We start from the raw sequence: 17,635 nt of genomic DNA, 5'->3' as shown, positions 1-17,635 counted from the left end.
GGCCGCGATGATGGCCTGTTCCGCGGCGACGATCTCCCGCGATGTGTAGAGCGCGGACCCGGCGACCGTGTAAACCGAGGTGCCGTCGGAGCGGCGCAACGCGGCCGGTTCACTGACCGGCTCAGCGCTGTCCAGGGGCAGCGACAGCACCGGTGAGAGTGCGTGGGAGATGACGGCGTTGACTGCTCCGTCCACCTCGCCGAGTGGGATGTCGGCGGCGCGCACACGCCGCTCCGCCTCCGCTCGGACGTGATTTTCCTGCCACATCGCGCGGGAGGACTGCACAATGGTCAGGACCTCGCGCGCGGTCTCCTGCACCCATCGAGTGGTGGCCCGCAGCCGTGGCCGGCGGCGGCCGGGCGGGTGCAGGGCACGGTGGACGTAGTCGCGGAGCCCGGCCTCGCCGCCCAGTACGGCCAGCGCTTCGGCGCGCCAGGTCGCCCGCTGTTCTGCGTGCGCGCGGGGTTCGTGCTTGCGCTGACGGGTCTCGAGATTGGCCTGCTGCGCCAGTTCCCGAGCCTCGTTTGCCGTCGGCGGCCGCCCATGATCGGCCTGGAACTTCGCCGACAGGGCCGCGCGGCGCAGATCGATCGATGCCCGGCGCTTGGACCAGTACCGGGGCAGGGCACCGTCCACGCCGACGATCTCCCGGATGGGTCGCTTGCTGGGGTCGGTGCCCGGCCGGTCAGCGAACCTGACGCCAAGCCGGTCGATCAGCAGCGCCTCCAGGCGGGTGTTGTATCGCTCGGAGGCGGCTACGTTGTTCTTGAACAACGGGCGCCCGTCCAGCGCCAGCCATTGTCCGTCGTCCTTGGCCTGCACCTTGTTCGACACCGCGACGTGGGTGTGCAGATCCGGGTCGCCGGCGCGGGAATCGCGGTGGGTGAACGCGGCCGCGATCAGACCGTGCACCTCGACCTGAGCGACGCCACCCTTGCCGCGCCGGGTGTAGGTCGCGTTCTTCTCCAACCACGTGATGGTGTCGTTGACGGCGTCGGAGTGGGCCCGTTCGATGATCGCCGCGACCTCGCGCGGCGCGACCGCCCACAGCGTGGACACACTCTTGACGGGTGAGAAGGTCAGGTCGTACCCGGCCACCGCGGTGCTGGCCTGCCGCGAGATGCGGGCCAGATGACCCGACAGCTCCCGGGCATCGACCGGGTCACGGCCGTAGGTTTCGCCGAACATTCTGGCCGCGATGTCGCTCCGGATCCCGGCTCGTACCTCGGCCGGAACGGAGGTGTCGACGTGCAGTCCCTGCCCGGTGTTGTAGTCGCGGAACGCCCCGGCCGAGCGGCGGTGGAACATGTTGACCTGCTCGTAAACCCGATACGGATTGCCCAGCCGGCTAGCCGCATCGATCTCGGAATGATTTTTGTCCGCAGCCCTGGCTGCTTGCTCGATCGCTTCGGCGTTCGGATGCCGGCCCTGGCCGAACAGCGCCCTCATCTGCGCCTCGGTGACATACCCGGCTACCGGAAAATCAGTCAGGCTGGAGAGGCCGGTACCCAGCCAGACGCCGGGAGCCTCGCCCTTCTCGCTGTAATAGGCTGCGAGGTCGCCGTATCCCCGATGCGTGGCGTCAGCCGCCGCCACCTGGCGGGTCAGGTACGTATACCCGTCGCCCGCCGACAGCTTGTGCAGCGACATCACGACCAGACAGTCGCCTGACCCGGTGCTCTAACCTGTCAACCCGACCATTGTCGGTAGCAGGGCTGTACCGCTTGGGAGTTCATCCGATGGCGCTTCGCTCGAGAATCTAAAGATTCAGTGAGGTGGTGTGTTCAACTCGGCAGCGAGGTTCGCGACCCATGCTGGGTCGTGTCGGCGGTCGGCTGGGCCGCAGCCGCATCCTTCAGCTGTTCCGCTACTCGCCGGAATGCGGAGTTATTTAGAACTGAGGTCACGGCAGCGGAGACGGCGGTGGTGTCGGCTCTGATCGGATCGAGCACCTCGGCGACCCCAAGGGCATCGCGGCGGTCACGCGCGGTCATGCTCCACAGAGCGCCGGTGTTGCCACCGGCCGGGCAGTCGTGAGGCGGCCCGGACACGCCGAATGTGTTGTTCGGCGCTTTGTCAGTGACCAGGCTTACAGTGACCCTGGCCGTCGATCCCGGTACGACCCGAGCATCAACCCACTCCCCTTCCTTTAGGCGGCCAGAGAGCAGGCCGTCATGTCCTCGTCCCCTCCTCGACCTCCAGATTTGCGCACGCAGGCGCACGCGCTCGGGATGCGTGCCACAGGCACCGCGTGGCTTCTCGGTGCGGGCGCTTCAGCCGAATCGGCCGTCCCGACCGCCGCTCAACTCATCGACCGCCTCCTGACTGAGCTGTACGCGCGAGAGAACAACCTCACCGTCGCTGAGGTCGAAGCGCGACCCAACTGGCTCCAGAATGTCCGCGCCGCCTACGACGGGCGCAACGGGCTCCCTGCGCTGCGCGATATCGCCATGTACAGCGCCGTGTTCGACCGGGTCTTCCCCGAGCAGGACATCCGCGCACGTTGGCTCGAAGGTGAGCTGGACGGGCGACGGCCCCACTTCGGCCATCATGGGCTCGCGGCCATGATGGCCGCCGGCGCCGCCCCCTTAGTGGTGACAACGAACTTCGATTCGCTCATCGAGGACGCCTACGACGGGCTGCGTGCTGCGCTGGGCCTGCCGCGGCTGACGGTGCTGGCACCGCACAGCTCGGCCAACACTGACTACGCGGTCGCGACGGACAAGTCGCCGCTGCTGATGAAGATCCACGGCGACCTCGGGACAGTCACTCCTATGAACACCGTCGACGAACTCGCCGTCGGCGACGAGGTGCTTCGTGGCGCGGTCCGCTCCAAGCTGTCGCGGTTCGGGCTCATCGTCGTCGGCTACTCCGGCAGAGACCCAGCCGTGATGCGTATGCTGACCGACGTCCTTGAGCACGACACGCCGTACCCGAACGGGCTGACGTGGATGCGTCGGCCCGAGGACGAGCTGGCGCCGGAGGTGCTCAAGCTGCTGGAGGCAGCCCGTACCGCTGGCGTGTCACCAGTCCAGGAGCTCGTCGCGGGCAACTTCAGCGACCTGATGACGCAGGTGCGCCGCGCCGTAGCTTTGCCGGATAACATCACCGACTACCTGGCCCAGCTGAGTCCGCCGCCCGTGCGCCGACCCGCAGCCATGCCCGCCCCGGCACAAGAGGGCCGGTACCCGCAGGTCCACCTATGTGCCGCGCGCGTGCTTACCGCGCCCAGGCAGGCGCGGGTGCTGGATATGCCCTCGAAAGTGACCGCCGAGCAGGTCCGGGACGCTCTACGGCAGGCCCACGCCAAGGCTAGCGCCGCGAAGGTCGACGGCCGCTGGCTCGGCTTTGGCCGTGACTCCGATCTTCAGCAGGCGCTGCGCCCGCTCGGAGGGAACCCTACAGAGCAGGTGGTCCCACTGAATGCGTCCGACAGCACACTGGCCCACGGGCTGTTGGTGGAGGCGGCGGCGCTGGCGTGCGGCCACGTGCGTGGGTTGACGCCGGTGCTGCGCACCAACCGCCGCCACCAGGTGCGCGTCGCCACACCGCGAAGCGAGACCGGACCGTCACGAGCGCAGTCTGTCCTGTCATCCGCGGTGGGCGGACCGGTGACCGGCACGTTGAAAGTCGAGGGGCTATCGGTGCCGTGGGCGGAGGCGGTGACCCTGTCGCTGGCGCAGGTCGCCGGGCACTGGCATCTGCTGCTGACACCGGACATCTGGATCCGCCCGGCTGGTGAGGACGCGGCGCAGCGGGCCGCGGTCCGAGCCGCCGGACAGGAGTTCACCCGAGAGCGGCTCGCGACGCGGTACACGTCCAGGACCGGACAACTGCTGCGGGGGTGGCTATCGCTGCTGAGCCCGGAGGACCTGCCCGTGTGGGACGTCCCTGAAGGCGACGGGGTGCAAGCGGCATTTCGGCTCTCGGCCACGCCGCTGGCATCGGTGCTCGCGCCCGGCGGCCAGTTCCCCGTCAATGGAGGTTCCCGATGACCGACAATCTGCTGCTGTCGCACACGCGCTTGGCGGAGCCGCTGCTGTCGTTCAGCCCGACAGACGCCTCGGCGGTCCACCGAAATCCGTTGGCAGGGCTAAGGCAGTTCGGCCCACATTCGAGCGCGCTGTTTGGACCCGAAGACGCCATCCGGGTTCTCGCTATCGCGCCGGCAGATACCGCTGACAAAGTGGCAGGGCTACTGCGCGAGCTGCGTGATGAGGCGCAGCCGCGAGAGCGGCGGGAGTACCTGCCGCCGTTCCCCGGTTTCAATGCGGCGTTCCGCACTCACCTTTACGCGGCTGGGCAGAGGCGTGTCGCGCTGCCGGGCGATCTCGACGCCCAGTTGGCGGCAAGCTCCACACCGGCGAGGTTGCTGGCCGACACCGTCTGCGGCGAGATCCGCCGCGTCCGCGATTCTGGCAGCAGCTTTGACGTGGTCGTGGTTCATCTGCCTGAGCGCTGGTCGCGGTACTTCACAGCCGATGGGCTCGATGTACACGATCACATCAAGGCGTTCGCCGCACAGCTGAATGAGCCGGTCCGCACGCAGGTGCTCAACGACCAGCCGATGAGCTACCACTGTCGCGCATCGGTGCGATGGCGTCTGGCCAGCGCGCTGTACGCCAAAGCCGGGGGGGTGCCTTATAAGCTCGTCACCGGCGGTCTGATGAACCCTGGCACGGTCTACGTCGGGCTTGCCTACGGTGTGCGTGAGCCCGGTGGGCCCGACCAGCAGTTCGTTGTGTGCTGCAGCCAGATGTTCGACTCCGCTGGCGGCGGGCTGGAGTTCGTGGCGCACGACTTCGGTAACGAGGTCGATGCGCGCAATCCGCTACTGAGTGCTGAGCAGATGCGCACCGTGCTTTCGCGTGCGTTGGATGTCTACGCCGACCGGCACGCCGGAAGACGCCCGGTCAGCATCGTGGTCCACAAGCAGACCGACTTCACCAGCGACGAGGTCAACGGCTGCATCCAAGCATGGGGGACGGCGGACAACCTCTCGTGCGTCACCATCGCGACCCCCGCATGGCGCGGTGTCGAGGTCGAGTCGGTAACCGGCTCTGGTGCGCCGAAGTTTCCGTACGCGACCTCGCGGGGGAATCTGGTGCAGCTTGATGAGTTCTCCGCCCTGCTGTGGGTGGCAGGTAACAGCCCGGCCATGACCGCAGGCGGGCGGAACTACCTGCCCGGCGGCAAGGGCACGCCGCGGCCGCTGCAGCTGACCCGCTGGGCCGGGTCCGGGCCGTTGGAGGAGATGGCTGGGCCGGTCCTGGCGCTGTCGAAGATGGACTTCAACAGCGACAGCCCATACACATCGCTGCCGGTGACCATCCGATACGCGCAGGTGCTGGCGCGCATCGTCAAGACCGAGAACCTACCGGCACGACCATACGACTTCCGCCTGTTCATGTGAACCGAAGCCCGCCTGACGTCGCAGTCCGTCAGACACCGTTCGATCAACCGTTCACTGCGCACCGGACTTTCAGAAGACGGGCACGTGCCCGCCAGAGTGCATGAGGTGTGTCGGGACTGGCTTCGGGGTGACGAAAGCGGTTGTGCGTCAACAACGGGCCGGGTGTGGGCTGGAAGTCGAGCCGGGCTGGGTCGGATAAGCAAGCGCGTGCCAGGCCAAAGTGGTCAGCAGGCCGGTTGCCAGGGAAGCAACGGCTATCGGTGAGGCCGGCATGAACATCGACGTGACCATTGACCTCGCCGCCCGATGGTCTGAGCTAACCGGCCCGGGCATGGTCCGCGCGGTACTGGAGCCGCCGAGCATCATGGGCCGGTTCGTGGCGCTCATGTCGCCCGGCACCGCCCGCACGATTGCCGCCGCGCTGCTGGCGGCAGCCGCGCAGGCCGAGAAGCAGAATGTGACGTCAGCCGGCCGAGGGCTCGCTGAGGGGCGAGCACCGGCCGACTGCGACTCCACCAGTGCTCGTGCTGGCGCAGATTCGCGTCGGTCCTCAGGCAGCCGGGAGCGCGGCCGCAGCGGCTGCAATCTTGCCGGCGACGTCGTCCAGCGACGAGTCCTGAGTGTTCAGTCCGGTGTGCGAGGCGAGCATCGGGCTGACGTCGTTCAGCTCGTTGAACGTCACCCCGTGCAGGACTGGGATGACGCCGGGGGCCAGGGCGAGGTAGCCGTAGCTGGTGCCCGAGTGCACGATCTGGGCGTTGATGGCGTAGGCGCTCACGCCGGCTGACGGCAGCGGCACTCCGACAGCCCCGCCGACCCGCACCCGGCGGCTGGTATTGGCCGGCACCGGAGTGTCCGTGCCGACGCGGGAGTCATACACCCGGCCGAGGCCGGTGTGAACGCTCCGCCCGTGCCGGAAGCTGCGCTGTAGTAGCCGACCAGGTCGACCACGAGATCGACCGCAGTGCCGGCCGGGCCGATCCACAGATCGAACTGGCCATCGGTGCCTAGGTCCACCGCCGCACCGACGATGGTTGCGGTGTTGGCCAGGTAGTTCAGCGACACGTTGGCCGGCCTCGTGGTTCCGGTCGGATACGGCGCGAAGTACCCAGCCGTCGTGCTGCTGGAGATGGCGGTCAGCATGACGTACGCCGCCGACGCGTCGGCCGGCACGCTGGCCAGCCCACCGACCTTGACGCTCGTGGTCGAGTTGGGAGGCAGTTTGGTTTGTGGCAGCCCGGTGCCGTAGCGGGTATCGACCAGCCGGGTCGGCTTCACCGGGACGTACCCGCCGGGCGCAGGGGCGCCGGTTCCCGCAGTGTAGTAGCCCTGCACCGCGATCAAGATCGACACCGACCGCTGCGACAGGACGCCGAACTGACCGTTTCCGGCCAGCGCCACGATCGAGCTCGCCGACACCGACAGGCCGCCACCGGTGTAGACCAAGGCGGACGTCGGCACCTCGGTGTTGTCCGCGGTGAGCTTCAGGTATCCCGATAACGACGGGCTGAACACCGTCACCGTCACCGACACCTGCACCGACGACACACCCGAGATGGGAATCCCGGCTACACCGGTCGCCTGTACCCAATTCCAAGCACCGGCCGCCACAGGCCCCGAGACCCCACCGACCCCCGATCGGGTATCGAGCAGCGTCCCCTGCGCCGGCACGAACAACCCCGTCAGCCCAATCGCCGCATCAGCCCGCGCCGGGCTCGCTTTGGGCGAGATCCCCAATTGCGCGCCAGACACCGCACCGAAGGCCAGCGCAATCACCATCACGAAGCGCACTGCGGCACTTGGCCGGTGATGGGAACGCTTCACGCAGGCCCCCCGCAGACACAGCCTCAATCGCGCGGTCCATCAACGGTCAAGGCAGGGACATAGACAGCGCCAACCTAACATCCAACGTAGGCATTCAGGGGGAAATGCGGCAGATTGGGCACGTACTGACGACGAATAGGTGCCTGCCTAGACGCGGCCAAAGACTGAGCACTGGGGTAAGCCGGTCGGCGCGGCGGCGCAGGAGCTGGCGGGTCCGGAACGCCGGATCGCCGCCGCCGTGGCCGGTGGTCTCGTGCTGCACCCCAGCGCCGTCCCCGTCGCCTCAGCCGGCACCCACCCGACGGCCCAGATCGACCCAGGCACCGTCGCAGCTGTCTATTGCGCCGACGCTGCTGGGCTTCTGTGCCGGCTGCAAGTGCGCACCATGACATCAGCGTCGTCGATGCGGCCTTCGGTGGTGAACAGCCCGCAGGCGAGCCTGAGGTGCACACCGCCGCCGACGTCCGATTCCAGAGTGCCACCCTCCAGCTGATTGATCATGGCATCACCGCTACCACTCGCTGACACGGACAACCCGAGAAGGGTGTCCGCTTGATATCTGTTTCATAGCATTGTGCTATTGGGGTGCGCACTACCTGCGGATCGCGTATGCCCTCGGTGCTCCGCTCTGTTGTCGGTACCAGACGGCATGATGGCTCCCCAGGGTGCGAACTGCGTGCCCGCCTGCACAGATTGATACCGAGGAGTGGTTGTGGAAACCCAGCAGCATCAGCAATTGTCTCTGACCATCAAGTCCACGTCTGGCCGATTCACCGAGCGCTTCAATGCACAGAACCGGGCTCAGAAGGTATTAGACGAAGCCATCCGATATTTCGGTCTGGCGACCGGCGGAAGCGTGAGCTACACCTTGCGGCGGGAAGCCGGTGGCGGGGATCTGGCCCTAGGCGAGAAGCTGGCCGATCTGGGAGTACGTGACGGGGACGTTCTTGTGCTTCAGACGAATCAGGCTCAGGACGGCTGATGCATCCGGCGGATGTTGCCGAGCACGTGGCTGCGTCGGTGGAGGTGCTTCGGGAACGGCTTTCCGAACGGCCTGAACTCGGCGCAGGCACGGCCGTCCTCGAAGATGACGTTCGCCTTTACATCCCGTTCACGGTTCGTGTTCGGCAGATGGTGGATACAGCTGTACCGAGTTCACTGCTCGGCCCCGGCGGGGTGAACCTGGCATTCGGCGCTCGGGTGGTTCTGCTGGGCGCCCCGCCGGAGGAGCGAGCATTGCTGCTGGCCATGGACTTGACCGATTATGACGCGCAGCCACCGACCGCAGAGCTTCTTCTCCCGGATCGTTCCCCGCTGCCAGCGACGCAGTGGCCGAAGTCCTTGGACGGGCAAGGCGTCGTGCCAGGCCATCGCGATTACGACAGGCTGTGGTTCTGCCGCCGTGGCCTGCGTGAATACCACACCCATCACGAGCACGAGGACGATCCGTGGGACCGACACCGTGAGGGTCTGGCCTTGCATAGCGTCGTAGAGGAATTGCTGCACGAGTTCTCGACTAGATTCATCGGCAACTAATGCGAATCCCGGCAACTCTTCAGCACTACACCGTCCCGGCCACGGTTCTTTCCGACTCCCGCGAAATGCTCCGTGAACGCGGCCTGAAAGGCCTGGAAGCGGTGGTGGTATGGGTCGGCAACGTAGTCGACGACACCACGGCCAGAATTACAGCCGCCGTCAGCCCCGGACAGATCGCCTATCGGAGCGATGCGGGGTGCGCTGTCGAAGTACCGCCTGAAGCGCTCAGCGAGCTGATCGAGATACTGCCCGACGACGTGTTCGTGCTGGCCCGGCTGCACACCCATCCAACCGAGGCCTACCACTCCGATGTCGACGACACGAACATGCTCATCAGCCACCACGGCGCGATCTCGATTGTGGTGCCGTATTTCGCCCGCGACGCACTCAAGCTGGCGCGATGCAGCGTCAATGAACTGCGGCATGGAACCGGATGGGTGGAACTCACCGCCGCCGAGGTCAGCCGGAGGTTCACCGTTCTATGACAGATCGCAGGCTACGGGTACTCGCGGGCCCCGACGCAGACGGCGCGGCCGTCCTTGCCCTGCTCGACGGTGCGCGGGTCAGGATCGTGCCGCCCTCCCGGCCGGAGTGGCACCATCAGCTGCTGCTATTGACCCTGGTGGACCTGCTGGGCCGACTCCTGCCGCAGGTGACGGTAGAGCTGAATCCGGAATTAGAGGCGAGCGAGCTCCTCCCGCCAGGGCCGCCGCTGCTACTCGACAGAGTAAGGACGGCGCTAGCGAACGGCGGCCTATCCCTTCCCGAATCCGCCGGTGACGCCGCGCCGGAGATCGTGGTGTTTCTCGGGCAGGCCCCGCCCCACTCGGCCGCGAGCCTGCATGTCGATGGCAACGGGTGGATCAGCTATCTCGGTAGCACACCCTCATGTCTTGACCACCAGCCTGGTCCGCTGGTCGCAGTCGGCCCGATAGCCGCAGCGTGCCGTGCGGCGGCCGCGGTCATGTGCCGGGTCCTGCAAAGCGTGTCGGCCTCTGCCGCCCGCGCCGTCGCCGAGACACCCACCAGTTGCTATGCCAGCGCCCTCACCTACGATTTCTCGGCCGATCCGCTGTCCGAGCCAGCGCTGCTGCCCCAAGGGGTCGATGCGGTGCTGGTCGGCGCCGGCTCGGTAGGAGGGGCCGCCGTTTACACCTTCGCGGCCACCCCCGACCTCATCGGCCGACTGGTCATCGTCGATCCTCAATGCCTGGAGCCGCATAACCCGGATCGTGCGCTTCTGGCTACCGCCGCGGCTGCCGCAGCCGGCGAGCGCAAGGTCGACGTCGCCGCTCGGGCGTTGGCACATCGGCAGCCGGCTCTCGCGGTGACAGCCCACTTCGGTGACATCAGCAACTATCAGGCCACCCACGATCGCCAGGCGATGCTGCCGTTGACCCTCGCCGCTGTGGACAGCGCCGCCTCCCGGCGGGCGATTCAGGACTGCCTGCCCCTGGAGGTGATCAACGCAGCATGTCACCCGCATGAGGTAACGATCTCCGGGCACCGCACCGATGACGGGCCGTGTGTCTGTTGCCTGCACATGGCCGATGTGCTGGACCGAGAGCGGGTGCTGATGCGGCTTATTGCAGCCGGGACCGGAATGAGCGAACGCATGGTCTCGCAGCTGTTGATAACCAACGCCCCGCTAAACGCTCAGCACGTCACAGCCATCGAGCGACACCGGAATTTGCCTCCCGGGTCGCTGGCCTCCAGCCAGGGCGAGACGCTGGAGGTCGCCTGGCGAAAACAACTGCTCTACGGCGTCATGACTATCACCACCTCGACTGGCGCCGTCGCGGCCGTCGCAGCGCCGCACGTCACCGCCCTGGCCGGGGCGCTATTGGCCGGCGAAGCGCTGAAAGCCTCGATCCCGGACGCGGCTACTCACCGTCTTGGCCCTGTCGGCTTAGCTACCAAGTACGCGGAAGATCCGACGATGGGGCCCGCGTACGCGCTGCTCAGCAACCCCCCGCGCTGGCCAGGCAGCGAATGCCTATGCCGATCCACCAGGAGGCTGCGGCTGCTGCGCGAGCGATACCACCTACGGCCACCAGACCTAGACGCAGATAACAACAAACCAAACACCACAGACATCCAGCCCGGTGACCGCTAGCATCACCGAGGTGACGACCAGAACAGCCGCAGTCGCCGTCCAAGCACTCCTAGGCGATCCCGACGCCGTAGCAGACCTCATCGCACGGCCAGGAGTCATCCGCCTCGGCCACTACCGCCTCCTCGCAGGCTTACACACCGACACTTTCGTGGCCTTCAGCGGAATTGCCACCGACACAGCCGCGTTGGACCTCATCGCCAACTGGGCGCTTGGAAGCATTGCCGCGTGGCAACCCACCGATGTCCTCGCCCCCTCCACTGTCGGCGTAGCCCTTGCCAGCACGATCGCGCGCCGCATCGGAGCCCGGCTGAGCCTAGCGAACCTCGGCCCTGATGGACGCCCCAACGGCATCACGAGCGACGCTATCCGGCCGGGATCCCGGGTACTGCTCGTCAACGACATCATCACCACAGGCATCGGTGTGGGCCACCTCGCGGACCTAGCTCGGTCCGTCGGCGGGCATGTCGCGGGAGTCGTGTGCTTCGCATCGCGTGCAACGGTCAACATCTCCGCTGCCATCAACGCCCCAGCCATACACATCGCCGACCTCGATCTGAAGGCCTGGCCGGCCGCCAATTGCAGCCTGTGCAGGGACGGACAGCCGCTTAAAGACGCAGTGGACCTCAACTGAAACAGCTGGTCACCGCCCGGCCTTCGGTGTGCTGAGCAACATGCGGCTCGCTATCGCAATGTTGTTTCCCTCGCCGTAGATGTGGTTGTGGACCACGGTCGTGACCGCGACAGAATCTGTCGCTGCGAACCGGGCTCACCGGCTTCCGGATTCAACTCCCGGATGCAAGAGGCGTGGGCGTGGCGGAGGTCCTCGAAGCGGACCTGGAAGGTGATTCCGGCGGCTTGGAGGGCGGGGTTCCAGATCATCCGGCGGAACCAGGCTCGGGGGATGTGGCCGTCGGTGTCGAGGCGTTGGGTTGGCGGGGGCTGTCTTTGCCGGCGTGCGGCGGTCGGCGCGGTAGGCAGCGCAGGCGCCCTTGCAGTGTTGGCAGCGGCACCGACCCGGACCGTAGGCGCTGGTGGTGCCGTGCCGGCCTGGGGATCAAGGTCGACTGGACCGACGAGGATCTCCATGAGGCACAGGCGCCGGCCCGGGGATCGAGCCCCGAGCTCCGCTCAGAAGGCGTGTCCGTTGCGGGTCCGGGCCAGTGCGGTAAGGGCTGTGTCGTCAGCGGTCGGCAGCGTGTGGACGTACTTGCCAGTGGTGGTTATGGAGCCGTGGCCAAGTCGTTGACGGACGACTTCGATGTCGGCGCCCCCAGCGAGCAGCCACGACGCGTGGGAGTGGCGAAGGTCGTGGGTGCGCGGACGCGGGTCCAGTCCGGCGGCGTCGCAGGAGGGGTACCAAACCTGAGTGCGCCACCACCCGCGAGGAACGTGTCCGTCGGTGACGGGTCCTGGGCGGGGTGAGCGTGGCTGGTCGTGACCGTCGGCTCGGCGGGCGGCCCGGTAGGTGGCGAACGCGGTCCGGCAGTGTTCGCACCGGCAGGCTCCCGCGGTGTAGGCGGACATGCTGCCGTGCCGGTAGCGACGTCCGTTGGAGTTAGGTTCGGTCAGACCCAAGTCCGGAGGGGTGTGGCCGGGGTCAGTCCCAGGCAGCTCAGTGACAAGATCCAGGCCTGCTGACATCGCGGCGCTCGAGTGTCGATGTGCGCTTTGACCCGCGCCGGCCGCGACGATTGCGTACGGGAACAGAAGGTCGTCGGGGGACAAGTCATGCTTGTCGGTGTAGGTGGCGATGGCCTGTACAAGTGTGGGGTCGAGTCGGAAACGGCGGGACTGCTTATTCTTGGGGTAGGGCTTGATGAGAAATCGATCGCCGGTTGGGTGGTCGTCGGGATGAAGTTCTACGACGGCACGGGACACGGTGAGGATTCCCGAGCGTTCCTCAAGGTCGCCGGGGCGCAATTCGGCCGCCTCGCCCCATCGCAGCCCGCTACCGATGAAGGTATCGACCAGCAGCCGGGTCGGATCGTTTGGTAGGGCGAGCAAGAGCCGGCCGACTTCGTCCGGGGCTAGGATGCGGAATGACTTGATTGGGACGGTTGGCGTCTTGACTCCGCGGCAAGGGTGCAGGCGGACGACGAAATCGTTGAGGGCCGTCGTGAAGACTGCGGACAGGATGATCTTCTGGTGCCGAATGGTGGCCGGGGTTACGCCACGGGTGACCATGTCGATGACCCATTCACGGACGTGGATGGGCAGGATGTCGGCCATCTTCATCGGCCCGAACCACGGGATGATGTGCCGGTCGAGGTTGTAGCGGTACGACTGCCGGGTTGTGGGTTCCATGACGTGGTTCGGCAACCACGTGGTAGCGACGTAATCTGCGAATGGTCGCTGTCCTGCTCGACGGTCACCCGGATGTCCGGACTCCTGGAGCGACTCGGCGTTGCGCCAGGCCGTGTCGGCGGCTTTCTTGCTGGCGAACGTGCCGGCGGAGCGGCGCCGGCCGCGGAGATCGTCGTAGTACGCGGTGTAGCGAATGTCACCGTTGCCGATGATGCGTTTGCGACTCTGGCCCATGGTTTCCTCAACTGTGCTCGCGACCCTCTGATGACCCCGCACGGTGCGCCACGAGCCGTCATAAGGCGGCATGGAATGACACCGAATACCCTACAGAATAAGGCTATTCCCGTTTCGAGTACGATGCAACAAGGGACCGGTTGACAGCTCATAACCCAGAGGTCGCAGGTTCAAATCCTGTCCCCGCTACTGTCAGATTGAGGGCCAGACGCCAAGGCGTCTGGCCCTTAGCTGTTTAATTGTGGTGCGGTCAGCTTCGGCAAGTTGCGGTCTGTTAGCTGTCGGCGGGGTCGAGCACGTTTCTGCAGCCGACCTCAGCCGGTTGGGTCAGCGCAGTGAGCTCACCGGCACCTGGACGCCCGGCACCATCGGATGACGGGGCTGGTACAGGCTTTCCAGCCACCTACTGACCTGCACGACAACTGTCTCGAGAGGACCGAGCATGCGCGCGGCATGGTACGAGCGGCAGGGACGGGCGGCCGACGTCCTGCAGATCGGCGAGTTGCCCGACCCTGAACCGGGGCCTGGCGAGGTCCGCGTCCGGCTGCGTCTTTCCGGCGTAACCCCGGCGATACGAAGAAGCGTCGCGGCTGGCTCGGCTCCTCCATGCCGTACCCGCGTGTCATACCGCACAGTGACGGCGCCGGCACCATCGACGCCGTCGGCGACGGCGTGGACCGCAGTCGGACTGGGCGTCGGGTGTGGGTGTATGGGGCCCAGTCCTACCGCGCGTTCGGCACCGCTGCTGAGTGCACTGTCGTGCCGGACCACCTCGCCGTCGACCTGCCCGACGAGGTATCCGATCAGGTCGGCGCCTGCCTGGGAATCCCCGGGATCACCGCGCACCGCGCTGTCTTCGGCGACGGAGCCGTGACCGGCAGCACGGTCCTGGTCCACGGTGTTCTCGGTGGCGTCGGGTCACTCGCCGTCCAGCTCGCCAAGTGGGGAGGAGCGACTGTGATCGGCACTGTCAGGCGCACCTCGGATCTGCCCGCCACCAGAGCCACTGGAGTCGATCACGTCGTGGCGCTGGACAACTCCGACCCGGTGGAGCAGTTGCGGCGTTTCGCACCCGAAGGGGTCGACCGCATCATCGAGGTCGCGTTTTCGGACAACGCCGATCTCGATGCCGCCATCGCGAAGGTCGGCACCGTCATCGCCGCGTACGCCACCCGCGAGGACCGGCCGGCGTTCCCGTTCTGGCCGATGCTTTTCAACAACATCACCATCCGTCTCCTCGGCAGCGACGACTTCCCGCTCAAGGCCAAGCGGCAAGCGGCCGCCGACCTCACCGAGGCTGCGCGTGCCGGCACTCTGTCCGTCCCCACGGACACGGAACTTCCGCTGCACCTGATCGCTGAGGCACATGAACGCGTCGACGCCGGCGCTCGGAGCCGGATTCTCGTCGCCGTCGATCAGTGAGCTCCCTGCTGGGCGACTAACGTCTCGGCGCCTGCGGCTCCTTGTGCCCACCGCACATCCAGCTGATGGCACCTGCTTCGCCTGGCTGGTCAGACCGAGCTTGGCCCCGGCAAGCGATTCACCGCCCAGGAGCCGTTGCTCTCGATCGAGGTCCTAGGTCGTGTAGGCCCAACGCTCGTCCAGTCCAGTGCAGTCCAGTGCAGTGAGGGAGTGGGTGAACGGGTCGATGTGTGCACCGGTGCTCCGGGTTGAGCGCAGGATCGCTTGCGCCTCGGCCGATGTCACCTGGCGACCTGGGCCGCGGGACAGCCGACATCCGGACCTACCGCTGCTGATCAGACGGCCTGGCTGGCTCTCGCTGATCGATGAAATGCTTCGCCTTGCCGGCAACCGTGACAGTCAGCTCGACACCGGTCAGGTCCGCGAATGCGATGTCGGCCACTGAACCCGCCGTCAGTTGTGCCGACACTTTCGGGCTCAGTCTGCGAAAGTAAGCCGAAACCCGCTCGCGTAGCTCTGCATCACGCTGAACTCGCTGGGAATGCAGGACGAAGCGATCTCGACCGTCGTCGTCCCGGTTCAGGGCGACTACGAAGTCGTCGGACCGCAGGCCGAGTTCCGGCTTGAGGTTCAGCAGCAGGTTGACATCGAACTTCTCGCCACCGAAGTTGACGAACTTGCCGGTCCGGCCATGCAGCCTGATGCGCGCCTGCGCATTGCCGCACGCACATGGCACGTCGATGATGGACACCCGGTCACCGGTCCGCTGCCGCAGCACGGGACTACACCGGCGGTGCAGGTTGGTCGTCACCAGCTCGCCGATTCCTTCGGCGTTGATCTCAACGACCTCCGCCAGCTGCAGATCGTCGTGAACGTGGTACTCGCCGAAGCCGCAGGCATCGCACTGGTAACCGATGGCACCGACCTCACTCGTCTGGAAGGTGCTGCGAAAGCGTACTTGCGGGTCGAAGAGCTCCCGATAGCGAGCCTCGTCAGCCGGGTACAGCGCCTCGCCACCGGTGAGCACCAGGTGGACTGAGCTGAGCCGGCTGCCCGCGCGCTCCAGAAACTGCGCGACCGGCAGCAGATCACTGGGCATGACGAGCAGCACGGTGGCGCGAAGCAGTGCCACCTGTCTGGCGATCTCGGCAGGATCGGCAATTCCAATCGGCAGGATGCAGCAACCCGCCTGCGCGAGGGCGAGATAGACGGTGAACTCCGAGGACATCAGACCAGGCATCCCCCAGACCGCCACCACATCGTCGGCCCCGACCCCAGCGGACAGGTAGCTGCGGCCGTGCACGTGGCAGTTGTGCAATACCTCGTCCATGGTGAGGGAGGTGAACTTGGGTGTGCCGGTGCTACCGCCGGAGGAGAACAGGATTCGTGCTCCGCGGCCGACATCGCCCAGCCCGACCGGCAAGGCCGGTGCCGGCGCATCGGTCACCGGCAGCGCGGACCAGAACTCGGCGAAGCCGACGCCAGGTGGCTGCCGATGGCCGGCCCGGCTCGCTACCGTTACCGCCCGTTGCGCGAGGTCAGGATTCCATTCGTTGAGCGGCCGGGATGCCACGAGGCTGCCTCCGTTCCCGCGATCTGAAGTAGAAGGCAGCGGTGACGCAGCCGCCACCGGCGAGGAGCTCGGCGATGGCGCACACCGCCAACACCAGTTTCGCGCCGTATGCCTGGGCTAAGAAGGCGGTGGCGATGCCCAGCGAGGCCCCGCCGGCGCCGCTGGCGAACTGCATGCCGGAAAACACAAACGGCCGGTGCGTCTTGACGACGTGCTGCTGGACGGTGCCCTCGACCACGACGAGGGTGACCGCGCCCATCACGCCCAGCAGGGCGAACACGGCGGCGGCCGGCAGCTGGGCACGCAATTGCGTGAACACTAGGAAGGCTAACCCATCGAGCATGATCAACCAGGGGATCGAGGATTCGGAGAATAGGTCCGGCAGCCGCTGGGCCAGGATGGCTCCGCAGATCCCACCGATGCCCGCCAAGCCGAGCAGCAGACCGGTAAAGCCGCTGCCCCGATGATAAATCTCGTCGACGAAGGGAAACATCAACGGTGCCTCGACCTCGAGGATCACGGCGACCAGGCAGTACAGGCTGATGATCGCGGCCACGTACGGCACGGTGCGCAAGTACCGGAGCGAGGCAGCCGGGGTTGTAGAAACTGCGGCTTGTTCAGCTTCCAGCTCAACATCCGGCTGCCGCACGGCCAGCAGCGCCAGCGGAACCAGCAGGGTGATCGCCGCCATGATCAACAACGCGACCCGGTATCCCAGCGACTGCACGACGACTCCGCCGAACGGAGGCCCGACGATTACGGCCACGTTGACAAGCATGGTCTTGCTGGAGTTGTACTTTCGCCGGTTCTCGTCGTCCAGCAGTTCGGCGTCCAGCGACATCTTGGCGCTGACAGCGGCTTGGTTCAGCAGGCTGTGCAACCCGGCGACAACCAGGATCGCCACGGTGCCGACCGGCAGCGCCGCGGCGCTCGCGAAGATCACCGCCCTCGCCAGCAGCAGGTAACGGACCGAACTGGCCGCGGAAAACCGTTGGGTGTACTTCGCCGCCGACAGCGCCATCAGTAGGGCGGGCAGTGCCGTCACCGCGCTGATGAAACCGATGTCGGAGGCTTTGCCGGTGGTGTTGTAGATCGCCGCAATGAACAGCGTGTAGCAGGCGATCCCGGCCAGCCGCATCGCGAAGTCGGCTGCGAGCAGCAGCCTGAGTTGCCTGCTCACGTCAATGGACCGGCTACCTCGTAGCCCCAGCCC

The 17,635-nt window shown here is 66.5% G+C and carries 14 protein-coding genes and 2 pseudogenes; 8 read left to right on the top strand and 8 right to left on the bottom strand.

Annotated features, from left to right (window positions below):
* Together mobF and VF542_RS03340 are read right to left on the bottom strand one after the other, a co-directional pair.
* The coding region (gene mobF, locus VF542_RS03345; protein WP_408650288.1) for a MobF family relaxase at positions 1-1,650 on the bottom strand (1,650 nt) is incomplete at its 3' end.
* Between the two features lie 134 nt (positions 1,651-1,784).
* Positions 1,785-1,994, bottom strand: coding sequence for a hypothetical protein (locus VF542_RS03340; protein WP_408650286.1), 210 nt, complete (start codon positions 1,992-1,994; stop codon positions 1,785-1,787).
* A gap of 210 nt (positions 1,995-2,204) precedes the next feature.
* Here VF542_RS03340 and VF542_RS03335 point away from each other — a divergent pair, with 210 nt between their 5' ends.
* The gene (locus VF542_RS03335) at positions 2,205-3,995 is read left to right on the top strand and encodes an SIR2 family protein (protein ID WP_408650285.1); all 1,791 of its coding nucleotides are present in this window, start codon (positions 2,205-2,207) and stop codon (positions 3,993-3,995) included.
* A complete protein-coding gene (locus VF542_RS03330; protein ID WP_408650284.1) occupies positions 3,992-5,413 on the top strand; it encodes an argonaute/piwi family protein in 1,422 nt (473 codons plus the stop codon). Before VF542_RS03335 ends, VF542_RS03330 begins: the two co-directional genes overlap by 4 nt.
* A 550-nt stretch (positions 5,414-5,963) precedes the next feature.
* On the opposite strand, the pseudogene VF542_RS03325 reads toward VF542_RS03330, so the two are convergent.
* The 3 genes and pseudogenes from VF542_RS03325 to VF542_RS03315 form a co-directional block, all read right to left on the bottom strand.
* Positions 5,964-6,116 (bottom strand): annotated as a pseudogene (locus VF542_RS03325) (toll/interleukin-1 receptor domain-containing protein); the annotation flags it as partial.
* Between the two features lie 71 nt (positions 6,117-6,187).
* A complete protein-coding gene (locus VF542_RS03320) occupies positions 6,188-6,961 on the bottom strand; it encodes a hypothetical protein (RefSeq protein WP_408650282.1) in 774 nt (257 codons plus the stop codon).
* A 612-nt stretch (positions 6,962-7,573) separates the two neighbouring features.
* Positions 7,574-7,738 (bottom strand): hypothetical protein, encoded by a 165-nt coding sequence (locus tag VF542_RS03315; RefSeq protein ID WP_408650281.1) that lies wholly within the window; start codon positions 7,736-7,738, stop codon positions 7,574-7,576.
* A 211-nt stretch (positions 7,739-7,949) separates the two neighbouring features.
* Between VF542_RS03315 and VF542_RS03310 the strand changes: the two genes are divergently transcribed.
* From VF542_RS03310 to VF542_RS03290, 5 genes are read left to right on the top strand one after another with little or no spacing between them, the layout of a single operon-like run.
* Positions 7,950-8,219, top strand: coding sequence for an EsaB/YukD family protein (locus VF542_RS03310; protein WP_408650280.1), 270 nt, complete (start codon positions 7,950-7,952; stop codon positions 8,217-8,219).
* A complete protein-coding gene (locus VF542_RS03305; protein WP_408650279.1) occupies positions 8,219-8,773 on the top strand; it encodes a hypothetical protein in 555 nt (184 codons plus the stop codon). Before VF542_RS03310 ends, VF542_RS03305 begins: the two co-directional genes overlap by 1 nt.
* Positions 8,773-9,258: a hypothetical protein gene (locus VF542_RS03300; RefSeq protein WP_408650278.1), complete on the top strand. Its 486-nt coding sequence runs from the start codon at positions 8,773-8,775 to the stop codon at positions 9,256-9,258. Before VF542_RS03305 ends, VF542_RS03300 begins: the two co-directional genes overlap by 1 nt.
* On the top strand, positions 9,255-10,889 hold the full coding sequence (locus VF542_RS03295; protein ID WP_408650277.1) for a ThiF family adenylyltransferase: 1,635 nt from the start codon (positions 9,255-9,257) through the stop codon (positions 10,887-10,889). The genes VF542_RS03300 and VF542_RS03295 overlap by 4 nt, the downstream gene beginning before the upstream one ends.
* Before the next feature lie 10 nt (positions 10,890-10,899).
* A complete protein-coding gene (locus VF542_RS03290) occupies positions 10,900-11,520 on the top strand; it encodes a hypothetical protein (RefSeq protein ID WP_408650276.1) in 621 nt (206 codons plus the stop codon).
* Positions 11,521-12,017: 497 nt separating this feature from the next.
* Here the strand turns inward: VF542_RS03290 and VF542_RS03285 are convergent, their stop codons facing one another.
* Positions 12,018-13,499 (bottom strand): tyrosine-type recombinase/integrase, encoded by a 1,482-nt coding sequence (locus VF542_RS03285; protein WP_408650275.1) that lies wholly within the window; start codon positions 13,497-13,499, stop codon positions 12,018-12,020.
* 370 nt (positions 13,500-13,869) lie between these two features.
* Between VF542_RS03285 and VF542_RS03280 the strand changes: the two are divergent.
* Positions 13,870-14,849, top strand: a pseudogene (locus VF542_RS03280) (NADPH:quinone reductase).
* Positions 14,850-15,171: 322 nt separating this feature from the next.
* Here the strand turns inward: VF542_RS03280 and VF542_RS03275 are convergent.
* Both VF542_RS03275 and VF542_RS03270 read right to left on the bottom strand, forming a co-directional pair.
* Positions 15,172-16,296, bottom strand: coding sequence for a phenylacetate--CoA ligase family protein (locus VF542_RS03275; protein ID WP_408650287.1), 1,125 nt, complete (start codon positions 16,294-16,296; stop codon positions 15,172-15,174).
* 91 nt (positions 16,297-16,387) lie between these two features.
* On the bottom strand, positions 16,388-17,635 hold a 1,248-nt coding region (locus VF542_RS03270), incomplete at its 5' end, for an MFS transporter (RefSeq protein ID WP_408650274.1).

It is taken from the genome of Jatrophihabitans sp., assembly GCF_036389215.1.
Taxonomy (GTDB): domain Bacteria; phylum Actinomycetota; class Actinomycetes; order Mycobacteriales; family Jatrophihabitantaceae; genus Jatrophihabitans_A.
Note: the sequence above shows the minus strand (reverse complement) of the source record. Positions and strands in the feature narration are given on the sequence as shown.